The organism is Desulfosoma sp. (assembly GCF_052743555.1).
Window position 1 is genome coordinate 110590 of the sequence record NZ_JBRAHS010000005.1, and the last position, 17095, is coordinate 127684.

Annotated in this window: 11 protein-coding genes; 8 read left to right on the forward strand and 3 right to left on the reverse strand. The window is 55.9% G+C overall.

Going from position 1 to position 17095, the window contains the following annotated elements; translation table 11 throughout:
- Positions 1-152: 152 nt before the first annotated feature.
- Together ACUVSA_RS04660 and ACUVSA_RS04665 are read right to left on the reverse strand one after the other, a co-directional pair.
- Entirely contained in the window at positions 153-908 is a 756-nt protein-coding gene (locus ACUVSA_RS04660) for an ABC transporter substrate-binding protein (protein ID WP_445891723.1), read from the reverse strand.
- 105 nt (positions 909-1013) lie between these two features.
- Positions 1014-1835, reverse strand: coding sequence for a HEAT repeat domain-containing protein (locus tag ACUVSA_RS04665; RefSeq protein WP_445891724.1), 822 nt, complete (start codon positions 1833-1835; stop codon positions 1014-1016).
- Between the two features lie 278 nt (positions 1836-2113).
- Here ACUVSA_RS04665 and ACUVSA_RS04670 point away from each other — a divergent pair, with 278 nt between their 5' ends.
- The 3 genes from ACUVSA_RS04670 to ACUVSA_RS04680 are packed head-to-tail and all read left to right on the forward strand — an operon-like array spanning position 2114 to position 9610.
- Positions 2114-5494: a bacteriohemerythrin gene (locus ACUVSA_RS04670; protein ID WP_445893958.1), complete on the forward strand. Its 3381-nt coding sequence runs from the start codon at positions 2114-2116 to the stop codon at positions 5492-5494.
- A gap of 28 nt (positions 5495-5522) precedes the next feature.
- Positions 5523-6653, forward strand: coding sequence for an ABC transporter substrate-binding protein (locus ACUVSA_RS04675; protein ID WP_445893959.1), 1131 nt, complete (start codon positions 5523-5525; stop codon positions 6651-6653).
- Positions 6650-9610, forward strand: coding sequence for a PAS domain-containing hybrid sensor histidine kinase/response regulator (locus ACUVSA_RS04680; protein ID WP_445893960.1), 2961 nt, complete (start codon positions 6650-6652; stop codon positions 9608-9610). The genes ACUVSA_RS04675 and ACUVSA_RS04680 overlap by 4 nt, the downstream gene beginning before the upstream one ends.
- A 463-nt stretch (positions 9611-10073) precedes the next feature.
- On the opposite strand, the gene aroC is transcribed toward ACUVSA_RS04680, so the two are convergent.
- Positions 10074-11138 (reverse strand): chorismate synthase, encoded by a 1065-nt coding sequence (gene aroC, locus ACUVSA_RS04685; RefSeq protein WP_445891728.1) that lies wholly within the window; start codon positions 11136-11138, stop codon positions 10074-10076.
- 244 nt (positions 11139-11382) lie between these two features.
- On the opposite strand from aroC, the gene clpS reads away from it, so the two are divergent.
- The 5 genes from clpS (at position 11383) to cobO (ending at position 17092) form a co-directional block, all read left to right on the forward strand.
- Entirely contained in the window at positions 11383-11697 is a 315-nt protein-coding gene (clpS, locus tag ACUVSA_RS04690) for an ATP-dependent Clp protease adapter ClpS (RefSeq protein WP_445891729.1), read from the forward strand.
- 22 nt (positions 11698-11719) lie between these two features.
- Positions 11720-14011, forward strand: a complete 2292-nt coding sequence (gene clpA / locus ACUVSA_RS04695; protein WP_445893961.1) for an ATP-dependent Clp protease ATP-binding subunit ClpA — start codon at positions 11720-11722, stop codon at positions 14009-14011.
- 37 nt (positions 14012-14048) lie between these two features.
- Positions 14049-14738, forward strand: coding sequence for a leucyl/phenylalanyl-tRNA--protein transferase (gene aat, locus ACUVSA_RS04700; RefSeq protein ID WP_445891731.1), 690 nt, complete (start codon positions 14049-14051; stop codon positions 14736-14738).
- Between the two features lie 562 nt (positions 14739-15300).
- Positions 15301-16554, forward strand: coding sequence for an aspartate kinase (locus ACUVSA_RS04705; protein WP_445891732.1), 1254 nt, complete (start codon positions 15301-15303; stop codon positions 16552-16554).
- A 13-nt stretch (positions 16555-16567) separates the two neighbouring features.
- Positions 16568-17092, forward strand: a complete 525-nt coding sequence (gene cobO, locus ACUVSA_RS04710; RefSeq protein ID WP_445891733.1) for a cob(I)yrinic acid a,c-diamide adenosyltransferase — start codon at positions 16568-16570, stop codon at positions 17090-17092.
- Positions 17093-17095 lie beyond the last annotated feature (3 nt).

The window sequence follows — 17095 nt, forward strand, 5'->3', positions numbered from 1 at the left end:
GGCCGCTTTCGCAGAAACGGCCTTCGGCACCTCAGCCCATGCTCGGGCCAGCGGAAGTTGACCATTTCCGGCAAAGGACCGTCCGAAAGCGATCCTTACACGGGGCTTTCTGCACTGACGGTCCCCCAATAGAGGGATTGTCGGTCAGCACCTTACAGTTGGTACTTCTCTTTCAGTTCCTGCCATTTGGGAGATTTCATCAGTCTTTCGAGGCCCTCATTGAGCACCTTGATAAATTCCGTATCTTCTTTGCGCACGCCGTAAGCAAAGGTCTCATCCGGCATCCCAAAAGTTCCGAGAATCTTCAACGGTTTTTCACGCACCAGTTCGTGGGCGGGAGCATCATCCATGGCCGCCGCGATGATTCGCCCGTTCAACACATCTTCACCGGCCAGAGGTCCGGAATCGTAATACACCAGTTCAAATTGACGACCCTTATCGATAAGGTTTTCCTTCATCCATTTGGCTTCCGAGGTGCCCCGCTGCACGCCCACCTTCTGGCCGCTGTTCAAGACCTGGTCCACGGTGAGGTTGGCATCCTTCTTGACCACGAGCACCTGCTTGATTTCCCAATAAGGAATCGTATAGGCAATCTGTTTCTTGCGTTCTTCCGTAACGCTCAATCCCGAAGCAATGACGTCAATCTTGCGGGCCGTCAGGCTGGGAATGATGGCATCCCAGTCCATGGCTTTATGCTCGACCTTAAAGCCCATCTCTTTGGCGATCCAGTCCAGAGCTTCCACATCGAACCCGGCAGGCTTGCCGTCTTTATCGATGTAGGCGAACGGTGGAAAGTTCGCATCGATGCCGTTGATGTAGACCTTGTCGGCCGCCTGGGCACCATGGTCCAGAGCACCAGCCACCAAAATCAACCCTGCCAATAGCCCAAACCATAACCCTCGCCGCATGATTCTCTCCTTGCCTTAAGGTTGACCAGGACAACGCACCAAGCCTGGAAGCTATACCTCGAAAACCGGTTTTTTCGCAAGACCGGTGAAGACGTTTGTGAGGCGTTACTGCGCGCCGTTCCCGCTGTCTTGTTCCAGTGTCAAAATGCTCTTGGCCGTGGACAGCGCTTCCTCCACAGCATCCACTATGTCCGGATCGTCACTGTTGAGCAGATCCCCCAAAACCTCGGGGGCTCTTTCCGGCATGACGGTAGCGACGGCATCGATGGCCGCAAAAAGAAGATCCTCGTCGATTTCCTCGGACTGAAGAATTTTTTCCAGCACCGGCGCTGCCTCTGCAATTCCCCAGGCACCCGCTGCGCACACGGCCTGATAAAGGATATCGGGATCTTTGGATTGCAAGGATTCCACAATCTCCTTTTCATAACCGTCCACCCAGCGCATGGCAAACACGGCAGTGAGCCTCCAATTTTCGTCCTTGGACCCGTAGGCCCCTTCAATAACTTGTCTGTGCCATGGCTGAGGCGCCCTCACCGCTCCTTCAAACACGTGGCGCCGCACGTCCTCAGGGGTTCGCGGATCGTGATAAAGCGTGTAAAACGTCTTTTGAATTTTTTTAAAAACTTCTTCCGAAAGGGGATTTTCCTCCGGGTCGTCAAAACCTTCCATGTCGGCCAATTCCAGGGCGGCCCCCAGCGCCACGGCCGCCGTGCCTCGAAGGGATGGGCTTTCATCGGGATTTGCCGCAATTTCCAGTAACACGCCCGCCACGCTGTCGTCCATGACGGAAATATCCGAAAGAAGTTCAGCGGCTATTTCCCGATCTTCCATCGGCGCCTCGGCGTTTTGCACGAGAGCCATAAGCTTTTCCTTTGTCCCTTCCGGCCATTCCCATGATGGCAGATCATATAACGCTTCCAAATCCATGATGTTTTCTCCTTTCACAATGGTGGATGGTCTTCGTGTCTTTGTCGGTCTCTAACCCGTCTTTCCCTCCTCGGGAATCCTTACCTACCATAACAGCCGTTCACAGTGTGGAAAAATGAGCACCAAGTGGTTTCCAATTTTTTGTCAAGTTTTACTCAAGACACGCCGAAAAGATTTATGACTCAGTGGGCGGTGGTCCATGGGAGGGTTCCGTGCACCCCTGTCAAGACACCAAGACAGGCGATCAAGGGCGCTGATGTGTTGCAAGAGGAGGAATTATGATGGGGCATCTCACTTTGAAAATGAAGCTCATCGTTTTTGCCGTGATTCTCGTGGCCGTGCCTCTTGTGGCCAACACGGTGGTCAATACCGTTTTGTCTGTGCAGCACTCCAAGCGTATTTCCCAGTACGTCACGACCGCCCTGGAGGAAGATGCAGCCCAGTACCTCAAGGCGCTCCTTGAAGGGGATTATGCGGTAGTCAGCGGCATCGTTTCAAAGGTTGAAGATGATGCGCGGCGCTTGGCCGCTTCGCCTAATCTGCGCAATTACCTGGCGAATTCCAGGGTAACGCAGGAAATCCGGTCGGCTGTGGAAGCGCAGGTCAAAGGCCAAATCGGCCAGGTTCGAGCGCTCTTTGATGTAGAGCGCCAGTCGATGGCCAGGCAGCTCAATAACGACATCAAACTGGCTGAAGCTTTAGTGCAGCGCTATGGCAAGCTGGAAGCCTCCGACTCGTTGTACCGCTGGCAAGCCACCAACCAATTCACCAAAGAGACCCAGACTGTGGAATTGCCTCTGCTGCGTTTGGGCTCACAGATCCTCTACCCTACGGAAAACTTCGACACACGGGTCCCCGTGGTGGATGAATTGACGGAACTGACGGGGAGCACGTGCACCATCTTTCAGAAAATGAACGACAACGGTGACATGCTTCGGGTGGCCACATCCGTGAAAAACAAGGAAGGCAAGCGTGCCGTCGGAACGTTTATTCCCGCGGTCAATCCCGATGGCACGCCCAATGCCGTGGTGACCACGGTTGCTCGAGGGACACCGTACACAGGCCGTGCCGTTGTGGTCGATGACTGGTACCAAACCATCTACAAACCCCTCAAAAACCCCTTTGATGAAGTCATCGGCATGCTTTATGTGGGCGTTCCCGTAAAGAGCATCGGGGCAATTCGGAATCATATCACGGAAGCTCGACTGGGACAAACCGGCTTTGTTTTTATTGCAGACGAAGAAGGGCGCGTGGTGCTCCATGCCCACCGCAGCCTGGAAGGCCAGGATGCCGGACGAGCGCTCGGCATTTCTTCCTGGAATGAACAGCTCAAAGAGGTTCTTCGCAAAAGGGAAGTTTTTGCTGGCTTTCGATCTCTGGATGGCCGCGAAGGCTTTGTGGCGCTTCTCCATTACCCGGATTGGAAATGGGTGCTCGTGGGCGTCGGCTTCTGGGATGAATTCACAGGTGAATCCGCAGCCCGGGCGTTTGGCCAATTCGCCGAAGAACTGAAAGCCATGTGGCAGGTGGGCCTGATCAAGACCGCCGACGGCTCCCAGGCGCTCTACCCACAAATTCGCTATCTTGATGCCGCTGGCATGGAACGCATCAAGGTCATTGATGGAGCCTTGCGGGAAGATTTTCAAACACAGGCAGACACCGACTGGTTCCACCAAAGTCTTGAAGCCGAACTATTCTACAATACCGGTGTCGAGATAGCCAGAAACACCGGAAAGCCCGAGCTACGGGTGGCCGTTCCCGTGCGCTTGGAGGGACGATTGGAAGGCGTGGTGGTGGTGAACCTCGACTGGAGCGTCGTCTGGAATGTTCTGAAATCCCGAAAGCACGGTAAGACGGGTTATCCAGCTGTGGTTGATCCTCAGGGTCGAATCGTCTCTCATCCCAAATACACTTTGGCAGACGGTGTGCGCATTACCGATGACAAGTACGGCGATTTGGCCGCTCTCATCAAAGCCGGGCTTGCCGGATCTGCCGGCACGGGGAGATACACCTTTGAGGGAATTCCCAAGTTCATGGCCTATCAACCCTTGTCTATGGGATCCAAGACCTACCTTGTCGCCACGACCATGGCGCAGGACGAATTGATGGAAATAGCCGCTCATGTGTCGGAAAAACTCGCCGCAGGTCGGTCCCAGGCGTTGAAGTGGGCCGTGAGTCTTGCGGCGATCATGGTTCTTGTGGGTATCGGGGTTTCCATCCTTTTCGGCCGCCGCATTGCCGATCCCATCGTGCAAGCGGTTCATGGTCTCAACGAAGGCGCGGACCAAGTGGCCGACGCCTCGGCTCAGGTGGCCGGATCCAGTCAGCAGCTGGCGGAAGGGGCTTCTGAACAGGCGGCATCTCTGGAAGAAACCTCTTCAGCTTTGGAAGAAATGGCTTCCATGACCCGGCAAAACGCAGACAATGCCGCTCAAGCCAACGCCCTTGTCAAGACTTCAGGCACGGATTTGCAAAACGCTCAAGCCGCCATGGGCCAGCTTGAAAAAGCCATGGCTGAAATCCAGTCCGCCAGTCTAGAGACGCAGAAGATTATTAAAACCATTGATGAAATCGCTTTCCAAACCAACCTTTTGGCGCTCAACGCCGCGGTGGAAGCGGCTCGAGCCGGGGAAGCGGGAGCCGGGTTTGCCGTAGTGGCCGACGAAGTGCGCAACCTGGCGATGCGGGCTGCGGAGGCGGCACGGAGCACTTCCGGCATTATCGAAGAAACGGTGCGCAAGGTGCTCACAGGGCACGAAGCGGCAGGTCTGGTGGCCCAATGTTTTTCAAAGGTTACCGAATCAGCGGCCAAGATCGGAGAACTGGTGGCAGAAATTGCGGCGGCGAGCGGCGAACAGGCTGAAGGCATCGATCAGGTCAATCGCGCGGTGGCGGAAATGGATAAGGTGGTCCAACGCAACGCCGCCAGTGCGGAGGAATCGGCGTCAGCCAGCGAGGAACTCAGCGCTCAAGCGGCTGTGGTTCGCGAATATGTGCAACAGTTGGCCCAACTGGTGGGCCTCGTCGGCGAAACCATGCGAGTTAAAAGCCGTGGAAAAAGCCCTCGAGAGCCCCAGGATTGGGCGGACGAAACGCCGGCAGAAGAAAAGATCTTATCCGAACAAACTGACCGCACTCGAAAGGTCTCTCACGTTCCCAAGCCGACACGCCAGCTCGTTAGGACATTGAAAAAGGCCGAACCCGCTCAAGCCGGCAGCATCGTTTCTTTGAAGAATCGCCGTGTGAAGCCGCTCATGGAGTGGTCTTCCGAATATTCCGTGGGAGATTTCGACCTCGACCAGCAGCACCAAAAACTTTTCAAGCTGGTCAATCGGTTCAATGAAGCCATGCAATTGGGACAGGGCCGTGCCATGCTGGACCGAGTCCTTACGGAACTGGTCGACTACACCGTCAAGCATTTCAGTGCCGAAGAGAAAGCTATGGAACAGGCCGGCTATCCCGAGCTGGAACAGCACAAGGAAATTCACCAAAAACTGGTTCAAAAGGTCTCGAAAATGGTCCAAAGATTTCAAAGCGGGGAGACGGGACTCACCGTGGAGATGATGAATTTCCTGGAACAATGGCTCAAGCAGCACATTCTGGGTGTGGACAAACAGTACGGGCCCTATTTGCATCCAGAAAAGGAAGCGATGTTTTAATGATGGTTGACGGGTGGAGGAGGATCCCATGAGAAGGCCCACTCTTTGGGGAGCGGTGCTTTATCTCGCCTTTTGCCTTGTCGGGTGCGGCCGTGAACCTTTTCGAGTGGGTTTTTCGGCAACCCTCACGGGGACTTACGCCGACCTAGGCATCCATGGGCGCAACGGGGCCCGCATGGCCATTGAAGACATCAACGCCGCAGGCGGCGTGCACGGGCGACGCCTGGAGCTGCTGGTGGCCGACGATACAGGACAGCCGGAGGGAGCCCGTGAAGCAGATCGTCGTCTGGCGGCCCAAGGCGTCGTGGCCATCATCGGCCACATGACCAGTGCCATGACGATGGCCGCACTGCCTGTAACGAAAGAAACCGGAGTGCCCCTCATCTCCCCGACCACATCCTCGCCCCACTTGCAAGGTCAAAAGGATCTGTTCTTCAGAGTACATCCGACATCGGATACGGCCGCTCGAGCTCTGGCCCGCTGGGTTACGGGCAAGCCTGGGATACAAACGGTGTGCACCGTTCGGGACCTGCTCAACGAGCCCTTCTCTTCACCGTGGGAAGCCGCCTTCGTGGACGAATACGAAAAGCTCAACGGGCCCGTCATCTGCCGCTTGACCTATAGCTCCACAGATGAGGCTTTTCTCTCCTCTCTGGTCGGTACGCTGAGACAATCCGTGCCCGATATGGTTCTTCTCGTCAGCTCCGCACGGGATACAGCCTTTATTTCACGCACACTTCATGAAGCCGGAATCCCAAGCCTGATTCTCACTTCCGGCTGGGCGCATACAGACGCACTGCTCGTCGAGTTGGGCCTCCACTCCACAGGGCTCCTTTTGGCGACCGATAACGCCCCGACGGATACCACTGCCATGCTTCGCGAGTTTTCGTGGCAATACCACAAACGCTTTGGTGTTTACCCTTCCTTTGCGGCGGTTCGCGCCTACGACGCTGTGCGCCTACTTGCAACGGCCCTGGAAGAGGCGAAAGGGCAGCCAAAGCACCTCGTGGAGGCTCTGTCACGGCCTCGAACCTTGGACAGTCTGTACGGCCCGTTACACATCGACGCTTTTGGTGATGCGTCGGGAGCTGTTTACCTTGTTGCCGTTAAAAACGGTCGTTTCGTCGTGCTGGAACAGATAGCCGGAGACATGCCGTGAACGTCAGACCCCTACTGCATGATATCGTGCAGAAGTATTTCATTAGAAGGCTCATTGTGCCTCTGGCGCTCCTTTCTTTTCTGGCCGTTGCGGTGGTGACAGCTTTTAAGCTTCGAGATCTTTACACAAGTCACAAATTCTTTGTGAAAACGATAGATCGTTACATCGGCGCAGTGATGTCCGCTGCTCACGGAACTCTTCGGGGTAACGCTTTTGCGGCAGAGGAACTCGAAAAATCAAAGGTGGATTTTCTTATCTCTTTGCCTGTGGAGTTTCATCGCGTCTTTGTTTTCAAAGACATGCTGGACAGCAAATCCGATGGAGAATATGCTTTGCCCTTGCCCGCCTCGGTGGATATTCCCCTTTCGCTTTTTCCAGACTTACAAGAATTTCCAGCCTTGACCATTCCTTATTTCAACCGACATTTAAACGCGATGACACTTGGGGTTTTGGTTCGGGCTGATCGATGGTATGCCTTTGGAGAGCTCAATCTGGAGCGTGTTGAGCGATTGTTGAGAGATTTTTCTGAGTCCGCACCGGAAAATCTGATCCTTATGTTGGATCGCTTCGGCAATGTCATCTATCACCATGATCCTCGGTTGATGCGTTCTCAGGAAAACCTTAGGCATCAACCTCTTGTGAGGCGAGCCATAAGCTATTCGCAACCTCGGTTCCTGATGGATCGGTTGGACTCTCGATGGATGTTTGGTTACTGTTGGACCGTCGCACCGTGGAATTGGGTCATCGTCGTCGCAAAGCCCGTCGTCCAGGCTCTGTTGCCCCCGGTGCTTTGGTCTGTAGGTGGTATCTTTCTGTTATTCCTTGCTGTTTTCTCTCTCTTGATCGCCTCAAAAAGACATGTGGAGCACATTATTGTTCGCCCCATCATGCACTTGAGAACGCAATGGGACGCTTTCTCCCGCTATCATAGGACAGAGCTCTTAAAGAAGGCCGCCGATACCGCTCCCTTTTTCGAACTTCATCTTTTGGCCGAAAAACTCTACCGCAGTTCTCAAGCCGTTCTGGATCGGGAGGCGGCTCTAATAGCCCAGGGACGAGAGCTCCATCGCGTTTTGGAGTCCATCGGGGATGCGGTGATCGTCGCCGACGCCGCCAGCCGCATTGTCCGCATGAATGCCAGGGCCGAGGAAATTACGGGCTGGCCTCGTCTGCAGGCTCTGGGCCGGTCCGTGGAGCGCATTCTTTCCATCTCGGATGCCAAGTCGGGAAAGCCCTTGCAAAGCCTGGATCAGCTTGTGCTCGCCACGGGAACCGCCCAAACCCTATCGAGCCACGGCCTTTTGCACGCCGCCGACGGATCCTCTGTGGTTGTCAGCCACAGTGCCGCGCCGATTCGCGATGATGCCGGCACGCTTCAGGGTGTGGTCATGGTTCTTCGGGATGCCACCGCAGAGTACGAGGCGCAATGGCTTTTGGAGGAAAGCGAAAGAAAATATCGACACATGATGGAAACCATGGAGGAGGCCTATTTTGAGCTCGAACCCAACGGCCGTGTCAGCTTTTGTAACCAGGCGACGCTGAACCTCTTGGGCTGCTCGTGGGAGGAGCTTCAACAACGGACGTATCTGGATTTTGCGGATGAAGCCACGGCCCAGCAAATGTACACCTTTTTCTCACAAATCTTTGCTTCAGGAAGCTCCGCCGGTCTTCAAGACTTCACGATACACGACATGCGCGGGCAACGCAAGACGGTGGAAATTTCCGCCGGTGTTCGTCGCGACGAAGACGGCCGGCCCATCGGGTTCCGTGTGCTGGCGCGGGACATTACGGAAAAGGTGCAAGCTCTGGAACAAAGCCGTCGTCTGGAGAAAATGCTCGTGCAGACCCAAAAAATGGAATCCCTCGGGACCCTGGCCAGTGGTATTGCTCATGAGTTCAACAACCTTTTGCAAGCCATGTCCGGCTATCTGGAAATGGCATTAAGCCATACAGATGCCCATGACCCTCGAAGCCGGTGGTTGTCTCGAGTGCAAGAGGCCGCCTTCAGGGCTCGGGATTTGATTCGCCGCCTCCTTTCCTTTGCCCGACAAACCGAGCCTGTTCCAGAGCCCATGTCCTTCAACGATGTGGTGGAAGACACCCTGGACCTTCTTAAGAAAAGCATTCCCCGCATGATCGAGGTTCAAAAGGATCTGGCGCCAAATCTTCCTGCGCTGGTGGCGGATCGCTTGCAAGTGGAACAGGTCCTCATCAACTTGACGGCCAATGCTCGAGATGCCATTGGAAGTGACAGCCCCGGTGTGATTTCAATACAAACAAGCACTTATACCGACGCAGACGGTCAGGTCTGGATTCAACTCAAGGTTCAAGACACAGGCAGCGGCATTCCCGAAGAGATTCAGGACCACATTTTCGATCCTTTTTTTACCACCAAGGAACCCGGAAAAGGCACAGGTCTAGGGCTTTCTACCGTTTACGGGATCGTGACCAATCATGGCGGCCGTATTCGATGTGAAAGCCAACCCGGTCATGGAACGACATTCTACGTGGATTTTCCCGTGAAACCCTGGAAGAGGGAGGCATCAGATGGGAAGATTGAACCTTCGGCCGGGCCCGAAGTGTCGCCGCCGGTTGGAGCCACACTGCTCATCGTCGACGACGAACCGATGCTTTTGGAGCTGCTCCAGGGGCTTTTGGAGCCCGTCGGATGGCGCGTGCGTACTGCGCGTTCGGGAGAAGAGGCTTTGAGGTGCCTAGCCCAAAATAACGGGAGTGCTCAAGCTGTCGTTTTGGACCTCAGCATGCCTGGAATGGGGGGACGGCGTTGTTTGGAAATTCTCCGTGCTCAATATCCCCATCTTCCCGTCATCGTCGCCAGTGGGGACGCCAGCCATGAAATCTTTCGAGACCCCGAGAGCTATGGCGCTCGAGAATGCATCACTAAGCCCTACCGCCTGCAGACCCTGATGGAAGCTTTGCAAAAGGTTCTTAATTAAGGGCTTTTGATAATATTATTTAAATCGGTGCGCTTTTCCGCATTCCCTTCCGCCATGACGCCCGGACATTCATCGGGGGATGCCTTTTTCTACAAACCGTTGGAGGGGAATCCTTCGAAGGGCAGCCGCCCTCGAGCTGTGCTGCCCGTAGAGACCGCATATCCTTGCGGTCCTCTTCTCTGGCGTTCGTACGCCCCCCGCATGTCTCAGCGGAGCAACCGCGTGCTCCCGGTCCCTCCGTCCCCTATGGGTCAATTTCCAAGGAGGGACCGGCTCCTGCCAGTCCGTTTATTTCTGGACGCCCAAGAGCCAGTCCCTCCGATGCCACGGGCTCGCCCCTTGATCCGCCCGTAAACATCGCGTCCTCATGGTCCAACAATTGACGGGCGCCCGGAACGCTGTCCTTCGGAAATGATGGGCACGGAAATCCTCGATGCGAGCCCAAGAGTCCTCGAAGGAGCTCCTATGGATGGTACCGCAACCGGTACGGATAGGGATGGAGCATGAAATCCGCCAGGGTCAAGAGCACCATGGCTTCGCAGACCGGCACGATGCGAGGAATGGCGGAGACGTCGTGGCGCCCTTCCATGCGCACAGTGGTTTCGGAGCCATCGCGCGTCACAGTTTTTTGAGGCACGGCCACGGACGGAATAGGCTTGACGGCCACCTTCACCACCAGGTCCATGCCCGTGGATATGCCTCCCAAAACACCCCCCGCGTTGTTGGAAGCATATCCTTGGGCTGTGGGGGGATCATTGTGAAGGCTTCCCAGCATGGAAGCCGCTCGAAAACCGGCACCGATCTCCACGCCTTTGACGGCCCCGATGGACATGAGTGCCGAGGCCAATCGAGCATCCAGCTTGTCAAAAACGGGTTCTCCCAAGCCGGCGGGACATCCCGAGGCCACCACGAGCACGACACCTCCAATGGAATCGCCCCCGGCTTTCATTTCTTTGAGATGTTCTTCCATGGCCTTGGCAGCCTCTGGATTCGGGCAAAAAACCGGGTTGTTAAGAACCTCCTGCCAATCGGTGGGCTCACAGCGCACAGTGCCCAAAGCAATGGTACCGGCACGCACGTGAATTCCTTCCCGGGCCAGAAACTTTCTGGCCACGGCTCCCGCCGCCACTCGAGCCACCGTCTCTCGGCCCGAACTTCGCCCTCCACCACGCCAATCCCGAAGACCATATTTCTGTTCATAGGTGCGGTCGGCGTGGCCGGGGCGGTAAAGATCTTTCAAGGCTTCGTAGTCTCGGCTGCGCACGTCGGTGTTTTCGATCATCAGGCTGATGGGGGTGCCTGTGGTGAGTCCCTCAAAAACACCGGAGAGAATGCGCACCCTGTCCGGTTCTTTGCGCGCCGTGGTGAGTTTTTTCCCTGGCCGACGCCGTTCCAAATCTGTTTGAATATCGGCTTCGCTCAAGGCAATACCCGGAGGGCACCCGTCAATGACGGCTCCCAGCGCCGGGCCATGGGATTCTCCCCACGTCATCACTCGAAAGATCCGACCAAAACTGTTGCCTGCCATGTCATGATCTCCTCTGGGTTTTAGGCGCTGAAAAGGAGGAGGCCGCGACCCTACAGTCCGTAAACTCGTACTTAAAGCATCCTTCGCGGAGCCCCTTCTTGAGACGGGTTTTTCGGCTAAGGCCCCTGCCCCTCTCTACCATGCTTGACTCCACGGCTCAGGGCGTTATTCTTGAAAAGCAAGGTCGAGCATAAAGTAAACCTGTGCCCAGAAGAAGGAGAAACTGGAAAAGGGGTCGAGGCGTATGAGCGAGCACGATCCAGAATATCGTGAAAGCTTGGAAAGCCAACTGGAAGAGGAACTGCTCGAACCCCCCATGTTCAAGGTTCTCCTCCACAATGACGATTATACGACCATGGAGTTTGTGGTCGAGATTTTGGAAAAGGTTTTTCACAAATCCACGGCCGAGGCCACGGAGATTATGCTCCATGTGCATCGGAACGGTGTTGGCGTATGCGGCGTGTACCCTGAAGAGATCGCGGAAACCAAGGTGGAAATGGTCCATCATCTGGCCCGCAAGAACGGGTTTCCATTGAAATGCACCATGGAGCAGGTCTGAGGCAAGGAGAGAGGTTCCCGCCATGATCAGCCGGGAATTGGAAATGGCTTTTTCGGCGGCGGTGCGTGAAGCGAAGACGCGGCGCCACGAATTTTTCACCCTGGAACATATCCTCTATGCCATTGTGCACGATGCGGGCGGCGCGGAAATCCTGTACCACTGCGGAGCCGATCTGGATCGCCTCAAACGGCAGCTGGAGGAATTCTTTGAACAGCGGCTGGAACGGCTGCCCAAGGAGGTGGACCGAGACCCGATTCAGACCATGGCAGTGCAGAGAGTCTTGCAGCGGGCCGTTATGCACGCTCAAGGGGCGGAAAAGCGCCACGTGGATGTGGGCGACATTTTGGCGGCCATGTTCCATGAAGAAAACTCCCATGCCGTGTATTTCTTGAAAACGCATGGTGTGACCCGGCTGGATGTGCTGGAGTATATCTCCCACAGAGTGTCCAAGGTCGCCGAAGAGCCCGGCGAACGGCCAGGGGCAGGCCTGGCGCCTCGACCCCAGAAAAGACCCGAGAGGCCGTCGGCTCTGGAGCGGTTCACCACAAACTTGACGGAAAAGGCGGCCCTGGGTCTGATTGATCCGCTTATCGGGCGGGAAACCGAAATCCTGCGCGCCATTCAAATCCTTGGGCGCCGCACCAAGAACAATCCCATCCTTGTGGGCGATCCCGGCGTGGGCAAAACGGCCATCGCCGAAGGTCTGGCCCTCAAGATTCACCGCCGGGAAGTGCCCCCAAGCTTTCAAAACGTGGCCATTTACGCTTTGGATATGGGCGCATTGCTGGCTGGAACCAAGTTTCGAGGCGACTTTGAGGCGCGCCTCAAGGCCGTGATCAGTGAACTTAGAAACAAGCCGGGCGCCATCCTTTTCATCGACGAAATCCACACCGTGGTTGGGGCTGGCGCCACCAGCGGCGGGTCCATGGATGCTTCCAACATTTTGAAACCCGTTCTGGCCTCGGGAACCCTTCGATGCATCGGCTCCACAACCTACGAGGAATACAAGAACCATTTTGAAAAAGACCGAGCGCTGAGTCGGCGTTTTCAGAAGATCGAAATCCACGAACCCAGTGTGGAGGAGACGTATCGAATCCTTCAAGGGCTTCAAGAATCCTATGAAAAACACCATGGGGTGCGGTATACGGCCGCAGCCCTCAAGGCCGCCGCGGAACTTTCCGCACGTCATATCAACGACAGGTATCTGCCGGATAAGGCCATCGATGTCATGGACGAGGCGGGGGCCAGCCTTCGCTTAAAGGCGGACAAAAGGGCACGGCGCGTCGTGCACGTCAAGGATATCGAAGACGTGGTGGCCAAGATGGCCAAGATTCCACCGCGCTCCGTCTCCGCGTCCGATCAGACCCGATTAAAGCACCTGGAAGAGGAACTGAAACAAAAGGTCTTTGGCCAGGACGAAGCCATTCGAGCACTCACGACGGCCATCAAAAGATCGCGGGCGGGATTGCGCGTGCCCGAACGTCCCATCGGCTCTTTTCTGCTCATCGGCCCCACCGGCGTGGGCAAGACGGAGGTGGCCAAGCAGTTGGCGGCCATTCTTGGGATTCATTTTCTGCGCTTTGACATGAGCGAGTATATGGAAAAACACGCCGTGGCTCGGCTTATCGGCGCGCCGCCGGGCTACATCGGCTTTGATCAAGGGGGGCTTCTCACCGACGCCATTCGCAAACACCCCCATTGTGTTCTGCTCATGGACGAAATCGAAAAAGCGCACCCGGATCTTTTCAGCATTTTATTGCAGGTGATGGACTACGCCACGTTGACGGACAATAACGGCAAAAAGGCCGATTTTCGCAACGTCGTGCTGATCATGACCTCCAATGCCGGAGCCCGCGAGATGAGCAGCAATTCCATTGGCTTTGGCAGCACCAGAGAAAGGGATGACCGGGCGTCTAAAGGCATGAAAGCCGTGGAACAGCTTTTCAGCCCCGAGTTTCGAAACCGCCTGGACGGCATTATTCCATTTGCCGGTCTGGATCTTTCCATCATGGAAAAGATCGTGGACAAGTTTATGGACGAACTGAGGCGCCAGGTGGCGGAAAAGAAAATCGTCATTCAATTGTCTGCAAAGGCGCGTCGATGGTTGGCCGAAAAAGGTTACGACCCGGCCTTTGGAGCCCGTCCTCTGGCTCGAGTCGTTCAGACGGAAATCAAGGACCCCTTGGCGGAAGAAATCCTTTTTGGGCGCTTGCAAAAAGGCGGCCGGGTTACGGTGCTGTGCCGGGATGAGATGGAGGACGGAAAGGACGCGTTGATCACCGCATCCATGGCATTCGTCTTCGAAGCCTTGTGACGCGGTTTGGCACCACCAAGGGCAGCCTCATTCTATCATGGCCATTTTCAGCCTCAACAAGGACCTGGTGTTTCCACCGCCGGAACTGGCCGAACCGGACGGTCTGTTAGCCATCGGAGGAGATCTGAGTCCTCGACGGTTGCTCCTTGCCTATCGCCACGGCATCTTTCCGTGGTACGCTCCGGGAACCCCTATCCTTTGGTGGTCCCCAGACCCACGGCTCGTGCTCTTTCCTCGGGAATTGAAAGTATCCCACAGCCTTCGCCGTGTGCTCAAGAAAGGGCGGTTTCAGATCACTTGCGATACGGCGTTTCGAGACGTCATTGAGGCATGTGCTTCGGTTCGCTTGCGCAAAGGGGATGAAACTTGGCTTGTGCCGGACATGATTGAAGCTTACCATCGCCTGTATCAGCTTGGTGCGGCCCACAGTGTGGAAACCTGGTTGGACGGGCGCCTTGTGGGAGGCCTTTACGGCGTGGCCCTGGGACGGGTTTTTTTTGGTGAGTCCATGTTCAGCCTCGTCTCGGACGCCTCCAAGGTGGCGCTGGTCCACTTGGTGGAGCGACTCAAGGATGTGGACGACGCCTTCATTGATTGCCAGGTCACGACCGGGCATCTGAAGCGCCTGGGAGCCCGCGAAATTTCTCGGTCGGAATTCTTGCAAAAACTAAAGTGGGCCATCCGCGCGCCCACACCAGTCCTGTGGCCAACCCGTCAGGCCTCATAAGAAGCGGGCCACAAAATGCCGTGCTATGGCCCCTGGTTGACAATGGTGCGGCATCGACCTTTCGGCTCAGAGCTGCAGGAGCGCTGCACGGCGTGATAAGACATCGCGGCGAGCGCCGCCTTTACGGAATGAAGCGAGAACGGCCCCGAAAAACCATTTGCGGTGGTCCCTTTCGGAGTGAACGGCTCCTGTCGGCCCGCAAATGCTGCGGACGGCCGGGAAGCCGTCCCTCCGATGCTCAGACGCCGCCCTTGGATTCCCCTCTGAGGGACCGAGTTCTACCGGCCCCCTAATCAGCGAAAGGCACGAAGGCGTCCGTGGAAAACATCAGCGCAGGAAATATTCCATCAGAGTCGAAGACCCGCCTGCTTTCGCTTTATGGAAGCAAATGAGGCGCGATATGGCATCGGCATGAGCGCTGGTGGTCTCTAATGCGCTGCCAATCAAGCGCCTGAGCCATCGGCATCTCAGCCATGCCAGTATTTCCCTTGAAACACAACAAGCTTGTGCTAAAAGCCATAGGCCTTGAGAGTGTCATGGGTGCAAAGGAGGATGACCTGCCATGGCTTTGGTGGTGCAAAAATACGGTGGAACATCCGTGGCCAATGTGGAACGCATCCGATCGGTGGCCCGACGGGTCGTGGAGCGCAAAAAGGCTGGAGATGATCTAGTGGTGGTCTTGTCGGCCAGAGCCGGCGATACGGATCGGCTCATCGCCCTGGCCCTTGAAATGAGCCCCCATCCAGACCCCCGCGAATTAGACGTGCTTTTGGCAACCGGTGAACAGGTGACCATCGCGCTCTTCAGCATGGCCGTCAAAGACATGGGCTTTGAAGCCGTCTCTATGACGGGGTACCAGGCGGGCATTATCACCGATCATCAGTACGGCCATGCGCGCATCAGTTGGATCGAGACCGTGCCGGTGACCGAAAAACTTCGGGAGGGTAAGATCGTTGTGGTGGCCGGTTTCCAAGGCTATGACGACGAAGGCAACATCACGACGTTAGGACGCGGCGGGTCGGACACCACGGCCGTGGCCTTGGCCGCGGCACTCAAGGCCGATGCGTGCGAAATCTACACCGACGTGGAAGGCGTGTACACCACGGACCCCAACGTGTATCACAAAGCCAGAAAACTGCGACGCATCAGCTACGAAGAGATGCTGGAAATGGCCAGCATGGGAGCTAAGGTACTGCATATCCGCTCGGTTGAGTTTGGCATGAAATACAATGTGCCCATTTGGGTGCGGTCCTCCTTTACCGAGGATCCGGGAACGCTTGTCACGCAGGAGGATGCGGACATGGAAAGGGTCGTGGTCTCGGGGATCACGTACAGCAAGAAAGAGGCACGTGTCACGGTCACTGATGTGCCCGACGTTCCGGGCATGGCGTTTAAGTTGTTTCATCCCATTGCGGAAGCCGGAATCAATGTGGACATGATTATTCAGGGAAGCAGCGCTGTTCCAGGACGAGCCAACATTTCTTTTACCGTACCCAAGGCCGATTATGAAAAAACCCTGGCCTTGGCGGAAAAGGTTTCCGGGGAAATCGGTGCAGGTTACGTGCACGGTAACCCCAATATCGCCAAAGTGTCGATCATCGGCGTGGGAATGCGCAGCCACACGGGCGTGGCCAGCGTCATGTTCAACGCCTTGGCCAAGGAAAACATCAACATTCACATGATCAGCACTTCGGAAATAAAGATTTCGTGTGTGATCGACGAAAAGTACACGGAATTGGCCGTTCGTGTACTGCACGACGCCTTTGAACTGCACAAGGATCCCTGCAACGGCATTCGAGTAGCTGAAGAGCGCTAGGACAAAGAAGATCATGGGGACCCGCGGCCTCCTGATGGTCTTTACCGGAGACGGCAAGGGAAAAACTACGGCGGCTTTAGGCATGGTCCTGCGCGCTGCGGGCCATCAGATGCGCATTCTGGTTCTTCAGTTCATCAAAGGGGCGTGGCGGCCTGGAGAAAGGGTCGCCGCCGAGGCTCTTCCCACCGTCCACTGGCTCACCCTGGGTAAAGGGTTCACGTGGCGTTCCACGTCCAGCGACGAAGACCGCGTGTTAGCGTCCCGAGGCTGGAAAAAGGCCCTTGAGGCGCTCACGTCGAATCGCTACGACCTGATCATTCTTGACGAGTTGAACGTGGTGCTTTCCCATGGGCTGCTTGACGTTTCCGAAGTTCTTAGTGGCCTGGGTCAAAGATCACCTGAGTGCCACGTGGTTATCACAGGTCGAGGCGCCCCCAAGGAACTGTGCGCCATGGCCGATTGTGTGACGGAAATGGTGCCCGTAAGACACCATTTTCAGGAGCAAGGCATCAAAGCGCAAAAAGGCATCGAATTTTAAAAA

Coding starts and splice junctions, on each gene's coding strand:
- ACUVSA_RS04660 (WP_445891723.1), bottom strand. CDS start 908: ATGCGGCGAGGGTTATGGTTTGGGCTATTGGCAGGGTTGATTTTGGTG.
- ACUVSA_RS04665 (WP_445891724.1), bottom strand. CDS start 1,835: ATGGATTTGGAAGCGTTATATGATCTGCCATCATGGGAATGGCCGGAA.
- ACUVSA_RS04670 (WP_445893958.1), top strand. CDS start 2,114: ATGATGGGGCATCTCACTTTGAAAATGAAGCTCATCGTTTTTGCCGTG.
- ACUVSA_RS04675 (WP_445893959.1), top strand. CDS start 5,523: ATGAGAAGGCCCACTCTTTGGGGAGCGGTGCTTTATCTCGCCTTTTGC.
- aroC (WP_445891728.1), bottom strand. CDS start 11,138: ATGGCAGGCAACAGTTTTGGTCGGATCTTTCGAGTGATGACGTGGGGA.
- clpS (WP_445891729.1), top strand. CDS start 11,383: ATGAGCGAGCACGATCCAGAATATCGTGAAAGCTTGGAAAGCCAACTG.
- clpA (WP_445893961.1), top strand. CDS start 11,720: ATGATCAGCCGGGAATTGGAAATGGCTTTTTCGGCGGCGGTGCGTGAA.
- aat (WP_445891731.1), top strand. CDS start 14,049: ATGGCCATTTTCAGCCTCAACAAGGACCTGGTGTTTCCACCGCCGGAA.
- ACUVSA_RS04705 (WP_445891732.1), top strand. CDS start 15,301: ATGGCTTTGGTGGTGCAAAAATACGGTGGAACATCCGTGGCCAATGTG.
- cobO (WP_445891733.1), top strand. CDS start 16,568: ATGGGGACCCGCGGCCTCCTGATGGTCTTTACCGGAGACGGCAAGGGA.